The organism is Bacteroides sp. MSB163 (genome assembly GCF_036416795.1).
Taxonomy (GTDB): Bacteria; Bacteroidota; Bacteroidia; order Bacteroidales; family Bacteroidaceae; genus Bacteroides; species Bacteroides maternus.
Genome location: NZ_CP143867.1, coordinates 1,832,891 through 1,855,186, shown reverse-complemented (window position 1 = coordinate 1,855,186; position 22,296 = coordinate 1,832,891). Strand labels below are relative to the sequence as shown.

The 22,296-nt window shown below is 47.6% G+C and carries 11 protein-coding genes; 7 read left to right on the top strand and 4 right to left on the bottom strand.

All coding sequences use genetic code 11. The features are described from left to right. The first annotated feature begins 355 nt into the window (after positions 1 to 355). The 7 genes from VYM24_RS06360 to VYM24_RS06330 all read left to right on the top strand — a co-directional run bounded on the left by VYM24_RS06360 (position 356) and on the right by VYM24_RS06330 (position 11,916). Entirely contained in the window at positions 356 to 1,972 is a 1,617-nt protein-coding gene (locus tag VYM24_RS06360; RefSeq protein ID WP_330941778.1) for a DUF6377 domain-containing protein, read from the top strand. Between the two features lie 378 nt (positions 1,973 to 2,350). Beyond that, positions 2,351 to 2,869, top strand: a complete 519-nt coding sequence (locus VYM24_RS06355; protein ID WP_330941777.1) for a DUF5004 domain-containing protein — start codon at positions 2,351 to 2,353, stop codon at positions 2,867 to 2,869. A gap of 14 nt (positions 2,870 to 2,883) precedes the next feature. Further along, positions 2,884 to 4,050: a hypothetical protein gene (locus VYM24_RS06350; protein ID WP_330941776.1), complete on the top strand. Its 1,167-nt coding sequence runs from the start codon at positions 2,884 to 2,886 to the stop codon at positions 4,048 to 4,050. A gap of 21 nt (positions 4,051 to 4,071) precedes the next feature. After that, on the top strand, positions 4,072 to 7,005 hold the full coding sequence (locus VYM24_RS06345; protein ID WP_330941775.1) for a SusC/RagA family TonB-linked outer membrane protein: 2,934 nt from the start codon (positions 4,072 to 4,074) through the stop codon (positions 7,003 to 7,005). A gap of 53 nt (positions 7,006 to 7,058) precedes the next feature. Further along, the gene (locus VYM24_RS06340) at positions 7,059 to 8,579 is read left to right on the top strand and encodes a RagB/SusD family nutrient uptake outer membrane protein (RefSeq protein ID WP_139261779.1); all 1,521 of its coding nucleotides are present in this window, start codon (positions 7,059 to 7,061) and stop codon (positions 8,577 to 8,579) included. A 25-nt stretch (positions 8,580 to 8,604) separates the two neighbouring features. Next, entirely contained in the window at positions 8,605 to 9,834 is a 1,230-nt protein-coding gene (locus VYM24_RS06335) for a glycoside hydrolase family 99 protein (RefSeq protein WP_330941774.1), read from the top strand. 60 nt (positions 9,835 to 9,894) lie between these two features. Then, entirely contained in the window at positions 9,895 to 11,916 is a 2,022-nt protein-coding gene (locus tag VYM24_RS06330; protein ID WP_330941773.1) for a glycoside hydrolase family 97 protein, read from the top strand. Positions 11,917 to 12,340: 424 nt separating this feature from the next. On the opposite strand, the gene VYM24_RS06325 is transcribed toward VYM24_RS06330, so the two are convergent. From VYM24_RS06325 to VYM24_RS06310, 4 genes are all read right to left on the bottom strand, one after another. Beyond that, the gene (locus tag VYM24_RS06325; protein ID WP_330941772.1) at positions 12,341 to 15,931 is read right to left on the bottom strand and encodes an alpha-L-rhamnosidase; all 3,591 of its coding nucleotides are present in this window, start codon (positions 15,929 to 15,931) and stop codon (positions 12,341 to 12,343) included. A gap of 278 nt (positions 15,932 to 16,209) precedes the next feature. Then, a complete protein-coding gene (locus tag VYM24_RS06320) occupies positions 16,210 to 17,829 on the bottom strand; it encodes a RagB/SusD family nutrient uptake outer membrane protein (RefSeq protein WP_291550460.1) in 1,620 nt (539 codons plus the stop codon). Between the two features lie 16 nt (positions 17,830 to 17,845). After that, positions 17,846 to 21,058: a SusC/RagA family TonB-linked outer membrane protein gene (locus VYM24_RS06315; protein ID WP_299094318.1), complete on the bottom strand. Its 3,213-nt coding sequence runs from the start codon at positions 21,056 to 21,058 to the stop codon at positions 17,846 to 17,848. A 221-nt stretch (positions 21,059 to 21,279) separates the two neighbouring features. Then, positions 21,280 to 22,227 carry a FecR family protein gene (locus VYM24_RS06310; RefSeq protein WP_291550463.1) on the bottom strand — a complete coding sequence of 316 codons (948 nt, stop codon included), beginning with the start codon at positions 22,225 to 22,227 and terminating at the stop codon, positions 21,280 to 21,282. Positions 22,228 to 22,296: the final 69 nt, after the last annotated feature.

Genomic DNA, 22,296 nt, shown 5'->3' with positions numbered 1-22,296 from the left:
ACAGACTCTTAACTCCCTGCCGACAAGAAGTTAACTTCTTGCGAACAAAGAGTTAACTTCATCGTAGAGGAACACACTTTTTACCGTAGAAGAGCACCACCTTCCTTATAAAGGAACAAGTAGAGAAGGGTATTCCGATTTATTAGGCTTGTAAAGAATCTGATATTCCACTGATTCTATAGCATTTACAGTTTTCCATTCCCATCTTTTCCAACATTCCGAAAGAGAGGCGGAAAGAACACATCCTGAAACTATTAAAAATACAAAGTGTCAGAATGATATTGATTTTTCAATTTATTCTCCTACATTTGCAGAACCCAGTTAGGAAAAAAGACATGAACCTATACGTAATACAATGAAAAAAAGCCTCTTTCTTCTCTTCCTGTTATCCGTTACCGGTTGCCTCAGAGGGTATTCCGCCTCTCTGCCTTTGGATACTATGCTCGTGCAACTGGACACCCACCTGGCAAACAGTAAGCAATATATCGACCGGAAAGAGAAACAAATAGCCGAATGGCGACGGAAACTCGGGGAAGCCGTATCCGACGAGAAACGTTACGAAGCCTTCATCCACCTGTTCGACGAATATAAATCCTATAAATACGACTCAGCCTACACCTACGCCAACAGATCCCTGCACCTGGCAGAGAAACTGCACAACCGGGGATACGTAGCAGAAGCAAATGGAGGAATCGTATTCTGCCTGTTGTCCTCGGGACTGTTCAAAGAAGCCTTCGATGTGATAAGCAGAATTGATATTACAGACGTGTCCCTCTCCAGCCGGATAGCCTACTACTCCCTGTACAGCCGGTTGTACTACGACATTGCTGACTACAACCACGAAGCCCCTTTCCAAAACGAATATATAGAAAAGGGAAGTCTCTATACCGATTCATTGCTAAGGCTGCTTCCCGAAAAATCACTGAAATGGTGGTACTCCGTAGGCCAAAAGCAAATGAAAGAGCGGCAATATGACGCCTCCATTTCCTCGTTCAGCACCCTATTACAGAGGAAAGACCTCGATCCGCATACGGAAGCAATCGTTTCATCCAGCCTGGGCTGGATGTATTACGGCCGTAATGATAAGGAACTTGCCATGACCTACCTGATACGGGCCGCCATCGGAGACATCCGTTCCGCCACCAAAGAGACCACCGCCCTGCGTGTATTGGCCGGACTGCTTTATGAACGAGGCGACATCAACCGCGCCAACAAATACGTACGTCTGGCACTGGAGGACGCCAATTTCTACAACGCCCGCCATCGCAAGATTGAGGTAGGCTCCATCCTGCCCATCATCGAGCAAGACCGCTTCGACATCGTAAAGAAACAACGGAATGTGCTGATAGGGTTTGTCTCCCTCGTATCCTTATTATTCATCCTGCTGCTGATTGCCACCCTCATCATCTACAAGCAGGTGAAGAAACTGCGTACCGCCCGCCACACCATCGAAGAGCGCAACCAACAGTTACAGCAGACCAACAACCAGTTGTCCGAGGCCAATAACATCAAAGACGAATACATCGGCTATTCCTTCTATCTGAATTCCGAATACATCGACAAGATGGAAACCCTCTACAAGATGATTAACCGGAAGATAGCCGCACGCCAATACGACGACCTGCGTACCTCCTTCAAAGAAGCCGACCTGAACAAAGAACGGGATAACATGTACGCCTCCTTCGACGAAACCTTTCTGAAATTATTCCCCGGTTTCATCACCGCTTACAACAAACTATTCCCCGCCGAAGAACATACACGCAGTGACAACGAGAAATCGCTCACTTCCGAAATGCGCATCTTTGCGCTGATACGCCTGGGCATCTGCGAGACAGAACGTATCGCCAAATTCCTGAATTATTCCATCCACACCATCAACACCTACAAAACCCGCGTTAAAAACAAGTCGCTGGTGTCAAACGAACAGTTTGAAGCAAAGATTATGGAAATAGCCGCCGTTGCCCCTCAATAAACGTCGTATCCGGCATATAGATCCAACGCATCCGATATATAGATCCAAGCCGCAGCATCTATATATCCAACACGCTGCATCTATATATCCAACACATCCGATATATAGATACTGCAAACAGGGCATAAATTAGAAGAAAACAGCCTGTTATGAGGCTATATTTCCTTTATACAAATCGGAGATTCAGGAAAACGCTATTCACTGATAATAAGAATATTAACAGCATATCAACGCAAAAAAGCATTATACAATACACAGATATTTTTTCTTTTCCCTCCAAACCCCGTAGCTTTGCAATGTCGGTCGGAAGAAAACCTTCCCGCGACCAATGCATTGTTTAAGAGTTAACCGATTTATTCATTAAAAAAACTACAACCTATGAAAGCATTGAAATCCTTGTATGCTTTACTACTACTGTCATTGATGACCGGTGCATTTTTCACCGCCTGCAATGATACCGACGACGGTTCTTATGTAGCTCCCATCACCTTAGGCGAGAAAATCCAGGGAAAGTGGACGCTCAAATCAATCCGGCAAGTGGACGAAATCAACGGGCAGGCACTCGACCTGACCGGGAAGTTCAACTTCACCTCGTTCACCATCGACCTGAAAACGGATGCGGACAACGTCCCCACCTCTTTCCATATAGAAGGCAGTGCCCCCGCCCTTCTGCCCAACACAGGTACATGGAACATGGAAAAACCGTTTACCAACGCCGACGGAACAGCCAGCAAGATATTGCTCTATTCCGATGCTTCCCAGTCGAAGAAAGCGGGAGAACTCACCGTCACCGCCACACCGGGTGCCAACCGCGTGCTGGAGTTCAAGATGACACGCAAAGTAAAAGGCCAGCCTTTCGTATCGTATGTGTATAACCTGGTACCCGTTACCGAATAATGGAGGAAAGAATCATGAAAAACATATTCACAGCATTACTGGGCATCGTTCTGATGCTTCTGCCCAACATCGCATTTGCAGGCAAGTTCCCCGGTGTCCCCAAAGTATGGACAGTGCCTGCCGTCTATCAGTTTGATGAAGAAGTCACTTTCTTTTTCGATGTAACCGACATTGGCTTCCAGGAAGGGGTGGACCTCTACCTTTGGGCATGGGAACCTACCGAGCCTGATGCGGGAAACCGTGACAACTCTTCCGACTTTGCCAAACTGGAATACACCGGAAACGGCATCTACAAGAAGACCATGACCCCGACCCAATACTTTAACTGCGGACTGGAGAAGTTTGACGGCTTTGCCGGACTTTGGATGCAGCTCAAGGTAAAGAACGACGGAGACTGCACCACGGAATTTTCCGCCCCCGACTCACGCCAGGTATTCAAGGATTTCGCCGAATCGGGCAAAGATATCCTGTTCTATCCCGACAAATTCCTGCTGAAAGAACCTCTCTCCATTCTGGTAAATGCCAACGAACTGGAAATAGGCGGAAAGAAAGGCGGATTACATGATCTGAACTTTACATCGCTCAACCTGCACAGTGGTCTGAACAACTGGGAGGTGATGCAAGGCATCAAAGTGTGGCTGCCCAACGTTATGGAAAAGACAGCCTTCAAAGACCTGGGCAACGGTCTGTACAAGTTCGACATGACTCCCTTCGAGTACTACAACAGCACCATAGCCGACGACGGTTCGATAGAAGCCCCGGCAGTGCCCGATGACTATGAACTGGAGAACATGACCTACATCATCGTGCCCATCGTCAACGGAGACTGGGGTCCCGGCAGTGGCGACCGCTTGCAGAAAGCTGGCAACGCCCCCATTTATCCCGACCCTGCATTCTCCTACTTCCCCCAGAAAATCTGTGCACTGGACATCGTGACACTGACACGCCAATGGAACGAAAAGAATGCCGGTACGCTGAAATACACCATCACCGCAGGCAGCAGAACCATCACGGGCGACATGGAAGGAAACCGCGACAAACGCGAAGCCTCCGTCAATCTGTTGAAAGAATTGGAAGGACTGACCAACCTAAGCAAAATCAGCCTGAAGATAGAGACTGCCAATGGAATCACGGTAGTCAACACCGACATTCCACTGATATCATTATCGGAAATCGAATAATCCTCTAATCTACCGAAAAATATGAAACGTAAAGCTATATATACCCTTTGTTCCCTTTTCATCCTATTCATGATGACGGGACTCTGCGAAACCGCAACGGCGCAGAACATCACAGCTACCGGAAAGGTAGTGGACAAGAACCAGGAACCGCTGATTGGCGCCACCGTACGGATAGTAGGGGCACAAGGCGGCACCATCACCGGAATGGACGGAGACTTCAGCCTCAGCTGCCCGTCGAACAGCACGCTCGAAATCTCCTTCGTAGGCTACATCAGCCAGAAAGTAAACGCAGGCACCCGCCTCAGCATCGTATTGCAGGAAGACGCCATCGCCCTGGAAGAAACCGTGATTGTCGGTGTGGGATACGGAACAATGCGCAAATCGGACCTGACCGGTGCCATCACTTCCGTCAACGCCAAAGACATGAAACAAGGTATCATCACCAGTGCCGAACAGTTGCTGCAAGGCAAAGTAGCCGGTTTGTCCGTTGTGCAAAGTTCCGGCGCTCCCGAAGCAGGTGCTTCCATCCGTTTGCGCGGTGGTACGTCACTTTCAGCCAGCAACGGCCCCCTGGTGGTGGTGGATGGAATTCCCGGAGTGGACTTCAACTCCGTGCAACCTTCCGAAATTGTATCCATCGACGTACTGAAAGATGCCTCGGCGGCAGCTATCTACGGTTCGCGGGGTGCTAACGGCGTCATCATCGTAACTACCAACCGTGCTGCCAGCGATACGGAGCAGAAAAGTATACAGTACAACGGTTACGTAGCCATCGGCCAGGTAGCCAAACACATGGACTTGCTCAGTGCCGACCAGTGGAGAGCATACGTCCGCGAGAACAACGTGGGACAGGCCATCGACTACGGAGCCGACACCGACTGGCAGAAAGAACTGGAACGCACAGCCATCTCACACTCCCACAACGTAGCCATCAGCAATTCGCGCAAAGACAACGGTTACCGTGCCTCCATCACCTATCAGAACAATCAGGGCGTGATAGTCCGCAACAGCATGAACCGTCTTGCCGGTAGTCTCGCCGCTTACCAGACCGGATGGAACGGGCGCCTCCGCATCGAGGCAGGCATCAACGCTAACTTCGACAGCTGGCATCCCATCGACAACCGCATCTTCGAACGTATGACCAACCTGAATCCCACCTTCCCGGTATATGACCAGAACGGCGACTTCGCCCAAATAGGCGGTACCAACACCGAAAATCCGGTGGAAATCAACGCCAACCGTGCCGACGACCAGAAACGCCACCGCTTCCTGGGCTACGGTAAAGTGGAACTCGACCTGGTGAAAGGACTGAAAGCCGTAGCAAACGGCTCATACGAATATCAGTCTAGCGAAGGCGGCCTCTACAAACCCACCTACGCCATGATGGAAGGAAAGAGTGAAAAAGGCTGGGGACAACGCACCTATGCCAAATATACCAACAAACAGATAGAAACCTACCTGAACTACGATCTGGAGTTGGCCCGGATTCACCGGATGAACTTCATGGCCGGTTATTCTTATCTGATTAACGTATACGATGGCTTCGGCTCCAGCCGCAGCGGCTTCGACACGGATGCTTTCCTGTACAACAACCTGGCTGCCGGCTCCGACTTCCGTGCCGGTGACGTGTACTCTTACAAAGGAGAAGCCAAACTCGCCTCTTTCTTCGGACGTATCAACTACAACCTCATGGGCAAATATATGCTGACTGCCACCCTGCGAAGAGACGGTTCCTCCCGCTTCGGGGCAAACCACAAATGGGGTACATTCCCCTCTGTCTCCCTGGCATGGCGCATCTCGGACGAAGCCTTTATGGAAAGTACCACAAGTTGGCTGAACAACCTGAAACTGCGTGCCGGATATGGTGTAATGGGTAACCAGGCGGGTATCGGCGAATACAAATCACTGGCCGTGCTCAGTGCAGACGGTGCTTCTTATTATGACGCTGCCTCCGGTACGTGGAAGAAATCATACGTACAGGCACAAAACGTAAATCCCAATCTGAAATGGGAATCTACGGCACAGCTGAACATCGGACTTGACTTCGGGATATTCAACCGCATCAATGGTACAATCGAGTTCTACCACAAGAAGACCAGCGATTTGCTCTGGACATACCCCGTTCCGCAACCGCCTTATCAAGTGGGCACCATGCTGGCAAATGTGGGCGATCTGGTGAATAAAGGGATTGAAGTCAGTCTGAGCGCCAACATCCTTCGACAGAAAGACCTGACTCTGGACGCTAACGTAACCTTTGCCTACAACGACCAGGAAATCACCAAACTGTCAAACGAAGCCTATCAGGCAGTAGGACTCCAGGCCGGTTCACTGCACGGGCTGCGCGGTATGTCGGGCATGTACTCCCAGATTATCAAAGAAGGATATCCCTCCGGTGCCTTCTACGGCCCGAAGTGCAGTGGCATCGACTCCGACGGCAATTACATCATCAACCGTGATGAAGACGGTAAGCCGATCAACGAATACCTGGGCAGCGCGCAACCCAAGTTCAACCTGGGCTTCGGCATGAACCTCACCTATCGGGACTTCGACTTCAGCTTTGCCGGTTATGGCATGTTTGGGCAGAAGGTGCTGAACGCCACCCGCATGGCCATGTTCGACCCTACCCGTCTGCCTGCACAGAATGTACCCGATGACTTCCTGGAAAGTGGCATCAAGAGCGACCCGGTATTCTCAAGCTATTTCGTAGAGAACGGTTCTTTCTTCCGTCTGCAATCCGTAACCCTGGGTTACACGCTTCCGGGAGTCAAGAAAATCGGTCTGGAAAAGATACGCTTCTACCTGACAGGCGAGAATCTCTTCTGCATCACCGGCTACAGTGGCATCGACCCTGAAGTCAGCCTGCCGGACAACGTTCTGGAAGGTCCCGGCATCGACCGTTTCAACAGCTACCCGCGGCCACGGACTTTCTCACTGGGGGTGAATATATCGTTTTAAATGAAGAATGAAGAACGAAGGATGAAGAATTAATAATGAAAGATTTGAAGATTATGAATAAAAAACTAATATCAGCTTTACTCGGCGCATCGTTGATGCTCGGTGCATGTACCGACCTGAACGAGACCTTATATGATAAAGTTTCCATGGACGACTATGGACAGACTTCCAATGAAGTGCAGACCATCGTTGCAGGCGCTTACGCCACCCTGCGCGGTTATGGTGCCGACACCGACGAAGGTAACGGAGCCAACTGTTACCCCACTTGCGAATATGTATTCTTTCTGAGTGCCTGTGCCTCTGATGAAGCCTGCATCCCTACCCGCGGCACGGACTGGTATGACGGCGGACGTTACCAACAGGTGCAATATCACACCTGGGATGCACAGAACCAGATGATTCTGAGTGCCTGGCGTTATCCCTTCATCGGAATCTCCAAAATCAATGCCATCATCTATCAAGTGGACCAGTCGGAACTGACCGAAGCAGCCAAAGACAAGGTGAAAGCTGAATTGCGCGGCTTGCGTGCTTACTATTATTATCAGTTGCTCGACCAGTTCGGTGCCGTACCCATCACAACGGACTTCACCGCATCGGGATTACCTCAGAAATCCAGCCGCCAGGAAGTATTCAACTTCGTGGAAAAGGAACTGACCGATATTATGGAACTTCTCCCCTCAGGCGTACAGTATGCCCGATTCACCCAGAATGTGGCAAACACTTTGCTTGCCCGCCTCTATCTGAATGCGGAAGTATACACCGGCACTCCGCGCTGGCAGGACTGCCTGGATGCCTGCGAGAAGGTAAGCGGTTATGCGTTGACTGCCAACTATTTCGACAGCTTCAAAATAGTAAATGAAACATCGTCCGAAATCATCTTCGCCATTCCTTACGACCACAAACAGGGAACGGTAGGCAATTATCTGGCATCCATGACTTACCACTACAACCAGAAGAAGGCATTCACAGCCGATGAGTCTTATCCCTGGTGCGGTAACGGCATCTGTGCACAACCGGGACTTTACTCCTCGTTCGATGAAACGGATGTGCGCCGGGGTTCGCTCCTGATCGGCCAGCAAAAAAGTGCCAAAGACGGCAGCGACGTATTAATGGATGATGGCGAACCGCTGAACTACACCGAAGAGATAGAGAATTATGAGAAAGCGAAACAGAACGAGGGAGCCCGTCTGGATAAATATGAATGGAGCTCAACGGACATCTGGGAACGTGACAACGACTGGGTATTGATGCGTTACGCCGAAGTACTGATGATGAAAGCGGAGGCTAACTTCCGCCTGGGCTTTACGGCAACCGCACTGCCTTTTGTCAATCAGCTCCGCGTCCGTGCCGGTTTAGCCGAACTGACCGCTTTGACAGAGAACGACCTGGATAAAGAATGGCAGCACGAATTTGTATTCGAAGGGCTGCGCCGCACAACGAATATCCGCTTCGGAACTTTCTTCAAGCCCTGGTGGAATAAAGGGGAAACACCCAAATACAGAGGTGTATTTCCTATCCCGGCCGAGGAACTGGCAAAGAACCCGAATTTGGAACAGAATCCGGATTATAAGTAAATTAAGTTTCATAACTCTGAATACAATGAAGCGAATTACATCTATATGTTTCCTGCTTGCAGCCCTCCTCACCGGGGGGGCTTGCAGCAACGGGAATGATGATTCCGGCAACGGCGGCGGCAAGGAATTGCCCGGAGCGCTCAACCCGGTAACCGTCACCAAAACCAACCCGATGAAGGTATATGCCCACTACATGCCCTGGTTTGAGACTCCTGCAACCAACAATGATAAGTGGGGGCAACACTGGACTATGGCTACCTGTAACCCCGATCGTCAGAATTCCAATGGCCGACGTGAGATTGCCGCCCACTACTATCCGCAGATAGGACCGTATGCATCCAGCGATGCAGTCGTACTGAATTATCACGCCCTCCTGATGAAGTATTCCGGCATAGACGGAGTAATGATCGACTGGTACGGCATCCAGGACAAACATGACTACGCCGCCAACAAGCGAAATACGGAAGAGCTGGTGAAAGCCGTCGAACGCGTCGGCCTCGACTTTGCCATCGTTTATGAAGATGCAACCCTGAGCGACCTGAGTGATGCCGGCAAAGTGACGCAAGCCCAAGCCGACCTGAAGTACCTGGAAAGCCAATTCTTCAAGAAGAGTAATTATATCCGGGTAAACAACCAACCGCTCCTGATGATCTTCGGCCCGCAGCAAGTGAGCACTCCCAAAGAGTGGACAACCATCTTCAGTGCCCTCGAAGCAAAGCCCGCCTTCGTGGTACTGAACGGATTTTCCGGCAAAGCGAACAACAGCCTGGAACAAAATGCCATCGGTGAGTTCCTTTGGGTAAATCCCGCTCCCAACTACTCCGATACCGGAAACTTCGGTTGCTACATCGGCGGAGCCATGCCCGGCTTTCACGACTATTACCGGGAAGGCGGCTGGGGCGATGGCTACACCACCTACGATGCAGAAAACGGCGCCCTCTTCAACCGCCAGCTGGATGCCGCCCGAAAAGCAGGGTTGAAGTATCTCCAGATAAGCACCTGGAATGACTTCGGCGAAGGCACCACCATAGAGCCCACCCTGGAATACGGCAACCGTTATCTGACCGCCTTGCAGCAATTCACCGGTATCTCTTATCAGGAGAAAGCGTTACAGGAAATATACCGCTGGTACACACTGAAGCTGAAATACACCAACGATAAGGATAAGGCTTCCAAATATCTGACGCAGGCTTTCTACTACTTCATCTCCCTGCAACCGGACAAGGCCGGAGAACTGATGGACGAATTAGAATAATAACACTATCTTCCTTGTCAACTGAAACCTTGTCAACTAATAACTAAAAAAAGAATAGGTATGAATAAATATAGCATAAAAAGATTACTCGGCGTATGCCTGTCCCTCGCATTGCTGGCAGCCTGCACCAACGGAGAACGGACAGAAACGTTACAGTCGCCCGACGGACAACTCAGCCTGACTACCGGGGTGAAGAACGGAAAGGCTTACTACTCGCTGGCGCGGGGCACCGAAGCACTTATCCATCCCTCAAACCTGGGATTCACTCTGAAAGACGGCCCCCTGAACGGAGACTTTCGTGTGAAGGATGTGAAACGGACGTCCTCCGATGAAACCTGGATGCAGCCCTGGGGTGAAGAGATTGAAGTACGCAACCACTACAACGAACTGACACTGAATCTGGAAGAACGCAGCGGACTCCGGCGCAACCTTTCCGTTGTCTTCCGCCTCTTCGATGACGGACTGGGTTTCCGTTATTTCTTCCCCGAACAGGAAAACCTGAAAGAGTTTGTCATCATGGACGAGGAGACGGAATACGCATTGCCCTGGGATGCCCGTACATGGAGTATTCCGACAAACGGCTCCAAGTATTACGAGGGTGTTTACACCGCCGCTCCCATCAGCCGGAAAGATACCGTCTCCACTCCCATCACCCTGGAAGTGAACGACAGTCTTTACATGACGCTGCATGAGGCGAATCTGACGGACTATGCCAGCCTGAATCTGACGCCGAAGGGAGAAGGGAAGCCTGCTGTAACCATTCGCACAGCCCTCACGCCGTGGAGTACCGGTGAAAAGGTATTCGCCACCGCCCCTTTCGTCACCCCCTGGCGCACGATTATCGTCGCGCGTAAACCCGGTGACCTGATCCTCTCCCGCCTGATGCTGAACCTGAATGAGCCGTGCCGGATAGAAGATACCTCCTGGATAGAACCGGGACGCTACATCGGCATCTGGTGGGGTATGCACATGGAGAAATATACCTGGGCACAAGGCCCCAAACACGGTGCCACCACTGCCAACACCATGCGCTACATCGACTTCGCCGCCCGTCATGGTTTCAGCGGAGTACTGGTAGAAGGCTGGAACTACGGCTGGGACGGTGACTGGACACGTGATGGCGACAAATTCAGTTTCACCCGTGCCTATCCCGACTACGACCTGAAAAAGCTGGCCGACTACGCCCGTCAGAAAGGCCTCCGCCTCATCGCTCACAACGAAACAGGCGGTGCCGCCACCAACTACGAACAACAGTTGGACAGTGCCTATACCCTCTACCGCTCACTCGGTATCAATGCCGTAAAGACGGGATACGTCAACTCCATGCTCGACCATAAAGAGTTGCAACACAGCCAGTACGGTATACGCCATTACCGCAAGGTCATTGAGACGGCCGCCCGCTACGGCATCATGGTCGATAACCACGAGCCCGCCATGCCCAGCGGCCTGCAACGCACCTACCCCAACCTGATGACCCAGGAAGGAGTACGCGGACAGGAATATGATGCCTGGTCCGCCGATGGCGGCAACCAACCCGAACATACCTGCATCATCCCCTTCACCCGCGGACTTGCCGGACCGATGGACTTCACACCGGGAACGTTCAACTTCACCAACCCTGTCTATCCGGGCACACGGGTACAGACCACGATTGCCAAACAACTGGCTCTAAGCGTAGTTCTGTTCAGCCCGTTGCAAATGGCATCGGATATGATAGAGAATTATGAAGGAAGACCGGAGTTCTCATTCATCACCTCCTGTCCCACCACCTGGGCAAAGACGGTGGTGCCCGACGCAAAGATAGGCGAATATGTAGTCATTGCCCGCAAAGACCGCAACAGCGAAAACTGGTTCGTGGGTTGTATCACCAATCGGGAATCACGGGAAATAAAGTTACCCTTGGATTTCCTTGATGCCGATGCGTCCTACAAGGCTACGCTCTACCGCGACAGCAAGGATGCGGACTACGAAAACAATCCTTATCCGGTAGTCATCAGTGAGCAGGAAGTAAATGCCGGCACAGTGCTGAATCTCCCTCTTGCACGGGGCGGAGGAGCCGCCATACGGATAGAGAAGATATAATCAATCTTACCATAAAAGATGGCATAAGGAGTTTTACCCTAAAATGGGTATAATAATCAGTAATCTGTATACAGCGTGCTAACGTCAGATGCCGTAACTTTGTAACCGGAAGAAGGAAACCACATCCCTTCCTCCGGTTAAGTCTTTTTTAATACCTCAAAGCAATACGGATATGAAGAAGTTAATACTCATTTTTATGACTGTGGCAATGACATTGCCCAACTATTACAACCCATTAAATGCACGGAAAAGAAATCTCCTGAACAAACAAGTGCATTTCCCACAGGTGACAAACTGCCGGAAATGTTTTCACTGTATTTCATAGGGCTCCGGAGTAAATATTTTGGCAAGGTCTTGCCACTACGATGGCAGAACATTGGCAATATATCAGCAAAAACAAGCTGATACTTCCGCTACAGGAACATTACTTCTTAGCCAATCTCTTCTCCCGCACTTCGAACGAATACTTTCCGGATTGCAGTTTCAGCAATATCTTTCCATTCTCCTCACCCATATATTCTATACCTCTGCGCATTTTACCGACAAACTTCCTGTTCTCCCTGATGTACTTCGCCGCCGTGGCAGGCAGATAAAGTAGAGCCGTCGTATTGCCGGGAATGGTAAAGTCATAATGAATCACCCCGTTCTCCACCTTCCAGCTACTTTCGATGCGCCCGTACATAGAGTCATAATAGCCTTTTGCAAACGTCATCCGCCCCGTCGGGTCTATCTCCGGTTTAAGCAGGAAATGCTTGAAGGCAGGAGTGTTTTCATCCCGCTGTATGCCCAGAGAATGGCCGTACATCCAGGCTCCCACCGCACCGAAGGAATAATGGTTGAAAGAGTTCATGCGATTGTTTCCCCCGAAGCCATCCGTATGGGTATAGGAGTTCAGACGCTCCCAAATGGTCGTGGCTCCCTGGTCTACGGAGTAGAGCCATGAGGGATAGCTGGTCTGTTGCAACAGCTTATAGGCCAAATCGGTGTATCCGTTATCGGACAACGCCTTGCTAATCCATGCCGTACCGATGAAGCCCGTCATTAAGGAATAGGCAGGGCATTGCCTGCCACTGTCGGTAGTATTCTCGCGGACAACTGTCTTTGCCAGATTCGTCACTACCTTACTCTTCTTTTCCCGGTCGATAATATCAAAGGCCAACGGCAGCACGTAGGAAGTCTGTATATCTACAAATGTCCCTTTCTTTTCGGGGATGAAGGCTGAGAAGACGGTTTTCCCTGTTTCAGGCTCTATATAAGTCTTGTTGAAGAAGTCCTTCCGCGCCGCATGCAGCTCTTTGAACCACTCGGCATCCACCGTATTTCCCAGCGCAGCCGCCATCTTGCTCATCAACTCCAAGTTATAGATGAAATAGGCTTCCCATACGAGCGACTTATCATTCTTTTCGTCTTCCAGGCCCAACCAGTCGCACAGGTCTCCCCATGCTCTGTTTTGCACAATCAGATTCGTTTCCGTCTCAATTGTGTTTTCGAGAATATAGAAGATATAGCGCTTCATGGCGTCGTAGTGCTCCGCCAGCAAAGCCTTGTCGCCGTATTGCTGATAACACTCCCAGGGCACCGTTATCCCCGCACTTCCCCACAACAGGCCGCCAAAGCCGATACCGAGAGGGGCAATGTTCGGGAAACGCCCGTCGGCATGCTGCGAGTCGCGTGCCGAGCGCAGATACCTCCTCAGGAATTGCGGCACATCCGCCAGATAGGTTGCCGTGCGGGAGAATACCGAAATATCCCCCATCCATCCCAGACGCTCATTGCGTTGCGGACAGTCGGTGGGGATGGAGACGAAGTTGCCATAGGAAGACCAGGTGATGTTCTCCCAGAGTTTGTTCACTTTCGCATTGGAGGTTTCGTAATGGGAAGCCAGGTGATGGATGGAGCTGAGCACCACACCTTTCACGGATTCCAGCGGCAAAGGCCGGTCAATGCCCGTTATCTCCAGGAAGCGATAACCGTGGTAAGTGAAGCGGGGGTGGATGGTTTCCTGTCCGCCCCGGGCTATATAAATGTCCTGTGCCATGGCCGCACGGATATTCTCAAGCATAATCATGCCGGTGTTTCCCGCATATTCGGGCAAATCAGGGTATTTCACTTCGGCAAAGCGAAGGTTAATCCTTGTTCCCGGCTTCACGCCCAAAAGACTAATCTTAGGCACACCCACCATGTTTTGTCCCATATCGTACACAAATACGCCGGGGCGGACTTCTTCAACCGAGATAGCTGTCAGTTCATCAATTTCTTTCACCGTCTGTCCGAACTGTCCGAGGAGTGCAAAGCCGGAGCAATCATTCACGCCGGGATATCCTTCCCGGCAGATATTGCTTTCCAGAGCAATCTCCTTAGCCGGTTTCCAGCCCGATGCACGATAACCGACGGTGCTCCAGCCTTCCACGTTGGTTTCTTTCAGGGCATCGTACACTTCGCCTTGGAAGAAACTGCCATAGGCCACAGGCCCGTTATTGAAGTATTGCCAAGTGGAGGGCTCGGTGACTATCACCTTTTCCTGTCCATCGGCATACGTGATGACCAGCTTTGCCAATAGTGACTGGCGGTCTCCGAAGAAATTCCAGTAGCCGCCCATAAAGGTGGAACCACCACTCCACCAGCCCTCCGCCAGTAAAGCACCAAGGGCATTCTTGCCGGAATGCAGATATTCCGTCACATCGAACGTCTGATATAAATGAGTTTTATTGTACTGGGTGATTCCGGGGTTGAAGTAATCGTCTCCCACCCGCTTGCCATTCAGATAGATTTCATAAATGCCGCGTGCGGTGACGTACAGACGCGCTTTGGCAACTTCCTCACCGGAAGAGGTAAAGACAGTACGAAGCATCGGAGTGGAGTTTCCTTTCGGGGTGAACGTTTCAAAAGCACCGGAAGCATCACCCACTACCCGATAGTCCCTGTCCTTCACCGTTGCTATCACATGCGCGGGGCTTCTGAGGTTGGCAATTTCCACTTTTGAGAAGGAAGCTGCTTGTCCGGCGGACACGGCAAAGCCGAGGTCTCCCACTACCGGGAAGGCGATGAAGTCGCCACCTTGCCCCAGAGGATTCAGATTTACGGAGCCGATTTCAGACTTTGCACTATCAGCCTCCGCCTTTGCCGGATTGCTCCCTGCCTCTGCATGGTTAGTCTCTCCTTTTGCACGATGGATATAGAATTTCGTAAATCCCAGGTCGGATGTAAGGCTTATCGCATGCCGGGCATATTGATTGCTTTTATTAATCAAGTGTTGCGGGACAGGGAAACTCTTGAAAGGAGTATCCCGTTTGTCGTCCGGATGATAGCCCACCCTGTAAATGTTCAGTAGGGCTTCCCTTCCCTCAGTCAGCGGAGCGATGTCCAGTTCTATCTTGATATAAGATTCATCCGGTTGGTTTTCCAGATGATACAGGTTCTTGTTCTTATCCATCAGGCGTTCGTCATTGGCACCGTAGATAAGAGCTGCACGGGTAGTTGCGGATGCCTCATCCAGTTGGAGGGAAAAGTTCAACTTAAACACCGGAAGATAATGCGAATACAGCACCATGTCCTCATCTCCCCCACCAATCCACTTGGCGCCGCTCCATCCCTGATAAGCGGAGTCGTTGCTCATCAGTCCGGTTTCAAACCAGGAGCTTGCCGAGGATTGTTCGCCTCTCTGGTTCCAGACGTTCACCCGCCAGGCATAGCGGGTGGCGGGTTGCAAAGGCTCACCGCCGTATTCAATGTTCAATGAAAGGTCACTCTTTATCTTTCCGCTATCCCACACCAGTTGCCCTCTCTCAGTGGCAACCAAAACCTGATAGTTCGTCTGGAAGTATCCCCTTTCATGGTCTGCCACTTCCATCTGCCAACTGAAGCGGGGTTTCTCCACATCTATTCCCAGAGGAGTTTCGGCATATTCCACTTTCAGCTTGCCGATGGAAACGGGGTTGCCTGCGGCATGCAACAAAGTGACACACGAAATACATACGAATAAGGCTGACAACAGGCGACTTTTATGGCTTTTCATATACAGTGTTTTTTATAAATTACGTTCCGGTCACTAATAACACTTAGTGTTCAGTCACAAAGATAAGCCATCCTGTTAATAATTAAGCCTAAAAAGAATGCAAAAGAAGGATAGTTTTGAATCAAAAGCCAAATAAAAGCACCCTAAACAACTATTACTTACGTTTTGAAGAATATATGGCCATACACCGACAATATAGTAAAAGCTGCCTTACACAGACAGCTTTTACATTTATTATCTAAACGAGGCTATTTACTCGCTCAGTTGATCCACTTATACTAATACCCCGGGTTCTGCTTTAAATTTGAGTTTGTAAGCATAGCCGTATTTGGAATCGGATATAGATTTTTTGAATCTACACTTGCATCATGTGAAAACCATGATTTTTGGGTAAATACCCCAAAACGAACCATATCCTGTCTGCGCCGGCCTTCTTGTGTAAACTCCCATCCCAACTCATCCAACATTCGTCCATACATGATATCAGCTCCCCCCTCATTAGTTGTTTGGTAAGTATCACGCCTTCCATAATCATACACACTACCCATTTTTAATTCATCATCCGTAACAATTGCTTTTTCCGGATTATTTTTAAAAGCCCTTTCACGTACCTTTGTGACCAAAGCACCTGCACCTGGCTGTCCGCTCCTTAATAACGCTTCTGCTTTCATCAATAAAACATCAGCATACCTAAACAAAGGCCAGTCATTACTCAAACGGTTGGTTATACCCAATGCGTATTCGAATTTTCCCCATCTGTAACCGTCCACCACATCAGACTGGTCGATACTAGGTACATCCTTTACATAAGCAAAAGGTTTGCCATTGTCACTTCTAGTTAGGATTTCCCCCGACGATTTATACTGTTGTCCGTAGATGAAATTCTCTTTTAAACGAATATCGTCCGGATCATAACTTTCTATAAATTGAGGTATTACACAAACTCCCCCCCAAGGCGTATTAGTAAAATTATAGGTAGCTTGGCTCTCCGAAGCCAAAGTATACATATGGAAGTCAAAAGCATTCCAGTCAGTTACATAAATTTCATCCATAGGCAGAGCAAAAATAATTTCTTTGGAGTTTTCGTTCTTTGTAACAAATATATCCTTCTGGTTTGTTTCCAAAGCATATTCACCTGTCCTTTCAGCAAATGCGATCACTTTGTCGCAAATATCTATACACTTTTGCCATTCTACAGAACCTGACCATACACCGGCATTAAGATACATTTTGGCAAGTAAAGTATAAGCCCCCCATTTGGTCAAACGACCATAATAGTATCCCCTTGGTGTTTCTGATAAAAGTGCAACATTATCAGAGATTTCTTTCACAATAAAGTCAAAAACTTCTTTTCGGGATGACTGTACTGGAAGAGACGTATCTTTAAAATCTGTAACGATAGGAACATTACCGAAAAAGTCAACTAAGATATAATAATAGGAAGCCCTCAATACTTTTAGTTCCGCTACAAGTTTATCTTTAGTCTCACCCACTACATTTATTACTCCATCTTCTATTTGAGAAAGCAACCGGTTACAGGTATTTATGCCCGTATAAGTTCGAGACCAAGGTTGTAAAACTGAGTCGTCATCAGTAGTCCATGCATGTTGATGCCATCTTTTATACACGCCGCCATCTACCCAGCCATTGCCGCGAGCAGGAATAACATCTTGGTCCGCACACAATTCTTGACCGCGCACCACACCATTCCAAAGTAACATCGTTTCGCGCCACGACACATACGCCGCATTTACCAGATAGCTTATATCAGCTTCTGTTTCAGGTTTATATTGTGAGGAAACAACATTACCATAACTGTCATCTTTCAGTTCTGTACAAGAGCATACCGTGCAAGATAAAAATAATATAATCAGCCCTTTATATATAATTGTTTTCATATCTTCGATTTTTTAATTAGAATTTAAATCCAACACCAAAAGTAAACGATCTGATACTGGGGTACTGATCTCGGCTATCATATCCCGGATTGAGTCCTGAGGTACTTACTTCCGGATCGACACCCTTATATCTCGTTATGGTCAAAGCATTTAATACGGAGCAATACAATCGTATGGATTTCACGTACCTTCCTACATTTTTCAGTGTATACCCAAGGGTTATATTATCTATTTTCCAATAATCCCCTTTTTCTACATAATAGCTGTTGAATTCCGGATCAACCTCCTTACTAAGCATAGTCTTCCCGAATATTTTATCATTTACTGACTTCAGACGGTTTTCAAGACGGCTATTCTTTGGATTCTCAAAATACATACGTGCTTCATTAATAATATCAAAATCGAACGCACCACGCATAGAAATACTCAAATCAAAATTCTTGTATCGTATATAATTATTCCAGCCAGCATATATCTGCGGCAAACCGTTACCAATCACTTTTTTCTCTTCAGGAGCACGGGAAAATTCATCATACGGTACAAAATTACCATCTTTGTCTTCATAAATCCACTTGCCTTTCTCATCTATGTCTACAATTTTAAATCCCCAGAAATTACCAATCTTCTCACCTACCTGTACGCGATGTGAAGAAGTCTTTACCGGTTCGGCCAACCATCCGGTATCAAAGTAATCATAATCTGTTTTAAAGACACTGCCATCCAAACTCTTTAATTCATTAGAGTTTTTGGAGAAAGTAAAGGTGGTATTCCACTCAAAATTCTTGGTTATGAATGGAATAACATTCACAAGAACTTCAACGCCTCTATTCTGCATCTTGCCTCCATTGGCTGTAGTGGTAGGATAAAAATTGGGAGGAGTAGGCACAGTATAGTTATAAATCAATCCTTCAACATCACGGCTATAGAAATCAATTGTACCAGAAAGGCGTCCTTTAAGCATGGTAAAATCAAGACCAATATTGGTTTCTCTTTTTTCTTCCCACTTCAAGTCCGGATTCGCGTTAGATGCGGGGGCGATGGTCTGCACCCAATTACCGTCTACATAAGCATACTTGTCATATTTCAACATAGCGATGCCCAGAAAAGGGTTGGCCGGTTGCGAACCGGTGACACCATAGCCTACGCGTAATTTCAAGTCATCAAACAAATTCTGTCCTTCCATAAAAGCCTCCTGAGTGATTCTCCATCCCACAGAAACCGATGGGAAAAGTCCCCATTCATTATCCGTACCCCATAACTGACTGGCGCCTTCATATCTCAAACTGGCCATCAATAAATATCGGTCTAAAAAGGAATAGGTGGCACGCCCAAAAAAACCAATCAAGTTAGTAGTTGATTTGGAAGAACTGGCATCAGCCTTACCCAACTTCAAAGCAGAGCCGATACCGATGTTATGCCAGCCACCAAAATAATTATCCTGAAAACCATAATTCGCAAAATACATATCTTCATAATCCGTCTCATTGTAACTATATCCTCCCAAGACAGAAAACTTATGATTCTTAACCGACTTGCTATACAGTGCTGTCAGTTCAAGAAGCTTCTCCATGCGTGTGTTGGCCCCAACCGACGACCATCCGTCATAACCATCCCTTAATGCAGAAATATGTTCAAGACTTTCAGAATATCCATGGTTTCTGTTTGAACGGACATATGACATCATGGCAGTCAGTTTCAAATCTTGAAATGGATTATAAATAATGTTACCCAGATACCGCATCTCTGTATTCTTCACATTACCCTCCGATTCTTCTAAACGGGCAACCGGATTTTCATATTCAAACTTATTCAGATTTTCATACCACGATCCATCTTCATTTTTCACAGGATCGGTGGGATTTCTCAAAATAGCCTGACGATAGGCATAACCATTAAAACTGCCTGAGCTACTGGTTGATGAGAATTGGTTTTTTCTGCCAATCATCCCGAACTTCAGTTGAAGTTTGCCATCAAACATCCTGTGCAAAACTTCTATACGCCCCTGGAAGCTCTCGATACCAGACTTTAGCATGATTCCCTGGCCGGACTTATAATTCAGATTAGCAATATAACTGGTTGTAGAATTTCCACCTTGCAAAGAAAGGTTGTGGACATGGGTAACCGGCGTACGGGTTATTTCTTCGAGCCAGTCCGTGTTAAATCCATGATCCTCGTCAGGATACATTGCTCTAAACTCGTCTGCGCTAAGCATATTCAGCTTTTTCACTATTTTCGAAGTACTGATGTAGCCATTATATTCTACGGAGTTTATCTGGGTACCTTTTGCTTGTTTGGTTGTAATCAGAATTACCCCATTAGTACCTCGGGTACCATAAATGGCCGCTGCAGAACCATCTTTCAAAACATCGACACTTTCAACGTCTTCGGGCGCAACCGTATTCAAAGCGCCGGGTACCCCATCAATCAATACAAGAGGATCTGTATTTGCCCCTCCAATAGTATTTGTTCCACGTAATTTTATCTGTGTGCCCGCAGTCGGGTCGCCACTCGGGTTTGTAATTGCTAATCCCGCCACTTTACCTTGAATCAACTGCCCGACGTCTTTTACCGCCCCTTTACTGAAATTTTCTGATTTAACGCTTGCAACAGAGCTTGTTATATCCCCTTTGCGTTGAGTTCCGTAGCCGATAACGACCACCTCGTCAAGAGTTTTAGTATCTTCTTGTAACACAATATCCAAAGGTTTTCCTTCAACAGCCTTTACCTCCAAAGGAATATATCCTATATAGGATATTTTTATCACCGCATCTTTTGAAACTATTAATGTGAAATTACCGGAAATATCGGTTATGGTACCGTTTGCCGTATTTTGTTCCACAATGCTTGCTCCGATTATCCCCTCCCCGAACACATCTTTCACAGTTCCAGTCACTTTTATTTTATCAGGAAGCAACTGATTTTCTTCCACCTTCTTCCGTGAAAGTATAATATGATTACCTTCCATTTGATACGTTATATCGAGGTTGGCAAGCAAACTATTCAGAAGTTGATATACAGGTTGGCTTTTTACCTTTACAGTCATTGTTTTTTCTACATCAACGCCATTAGTGTATAGAAACAGATAGTCCGTTTGATTTTCAATCTCAGTAAGAATGTCTTCGAGAGGCACCTGGACCTTATGAATTGATACTATAGCATTCTGAGAGCGGCTATTTTCTGCCATCAGGCTGAAAACAGAAAAGAATAGAAGGAATATTGATATTCGCATAATTCTAAATAATTGTTTTGATTGTGGATATTCAAGGCAATGAATATCCGACAAAGGAATGTTTTTCATATCTTTGCAGAATAAGTTATTAATACGATTTATAAAATAAGTTGTGTTAATCAAAGCCGGTGGATGGGGCAAACATCTATCGGCTCCTTTGTTTTTCATCAGTATTCCATCATAGGCTAATATTTTGTTTTAAGAGGTTAATACTCGCTTTTTTACTTTATATAAATGACGTCATTGTTTTTATCCCTTCTATAGGTGAAAGCTACATCCTTCCGCAACACACGTAAAGCATAGTCCAATCCGTCGGATATACGGAACTTTCCGGTTAATATCACGTTCGCTATGCTCTTCTTGTCTAACTGTATTTTCAAATCATAGTATTTCTCCAGGTCCTCCATAATCCGGGCAAAAGGCTTGTTCTTGAAACAATACAAACCTTCTTTCCAACGATATACATTGTAGTCGTCAATCTTACTCACTACCAGGCGTCTATCTATCAATGTTGTTTTATAATGAGGTAGAAGCACTACAGCCATCTTTTCATTATTGGGCGATTTCACTTTCACTCTTCCCTGCATTAGTGACGCCTCGAATATATTCCTCTTCGAGTAGGCCTCTACATTGAATTTGGTTCCCAGCACTTCCACATCCATGGCATGAGTGCGCACTATAAACGGGGACTTCGCGTTGTGTACCACTTCAAAGTAAGCCTCTCCGTCCAGTATCACTTCGCGTTTATCCTTCATGAAAGATATGGGATACTGCATTTTGGTTCCGGCATTCAGCCAAACGTTTGTACCATCAGGTAAATCGAGGTTCACCCGTTGGCCTGCCGGAACAGTAATGGTTTGCATAGCTACATTCACATCATCTTTATCTCTTCCTATCGAAAACAATGTAGCCGTTATGCCTACCGTTATCAAGACAGCAGAAGCTATTTTCAAGAATTCCCTGATGAAATAGTTCTTTTTCTTATACGAGATAGTTGACCTGTCCGCAGGTTCTACATGTCCGGCCAGAATCATGGCATTGAAGAGTTTCCGTTCCCGACGAAGCAGTTTGCCGTTCTCTTCGGAAGCTTCAGCCCATTCTTTCACCAATTTCATCTCCTCCACGGAAACGTCACCCTCGAAAAAGCGATATAATAAGTCTCTGTCCATAAATACTTTATTGGTGTATCTATAGCAATAGCGAACCATAGGAAAGAATCCCTAGCGAAAAAACAAACT

Coding starts and splice junctions, on each gene's coding strand:
- VYM24_RS06360 (WP_330941778.1), top strand. CDS start 356: ATGAAAAAAAGCCTCTTTCTTCTCTTCCTGTTATCCGTTACCGGTTGC.
- VYM24_RS06355 (WP_330941777.1), top strand. CDS start 2,351: ATGAAAGCATTGAAATCCTTGTATGCTTTACTACTACTGTCATTGATG.
- VYM24_RS06350 (WP_330941776.1), top strand. CDS start 2,884: ATGAAAAACATATTCACAGCATTACTGGGCATCGTTCTGATGCTTCTG.
- VYM24_RS06345 (WP_330941775.1), top strand. CDS start 4,072: ATGAAACGTAAAGCTATATATACCCTTTGTTCCCTTTTCATCCTATTC.
- VYM24_RS06340 (WP_139261779.1), top strand. CDS start 7,059: ATGAATAAAAAACTAATATCAGCTTTACTCGGCGCATCGTTGATGCTC.
- VYM24_RS06335 (WP_330941774.1), top strand. CDS start 8,605: ATGAAGCGAATTACATCTATATGTTTCCTGCTTGCAGCCCTCCTCACC.
- VYM24_RS06330 (WP_330941773.1), top strand. CDS start 9,895: ATGAATAAATATAGCATAAAAAGATTACTCGGCGTATGCCTGTCCCTC.
- VYM24_RS06325 (WP_330941772.1), bottom strand. CDS start 15,931: ATGAAAAGCCATAAAAGTCGCCTGTTGTCAGCCTTATTCGTATGTATT.
- VYM24_RS06320 (WP_291550460.1), bottom strand. CDS start 17,829: ATGAAAACAATTATATATAAAGGGCTGATTATATTATTTTTATCTTGC.
- VYM24_RS06315 (WP_299094318.1), bottom strand. CDS start 21,058: ATGCGAATATCAATATTCCTTCTATTCTTTTCTGTTTTCAGCCTGATG.
- VYM24_RS06310 (WP_291550463.1), bottom strand. CDS start 22,227: ATGGACAGAGACTTATTATATCGCTTTTTCGAGGGTGACGTTTCCGTG.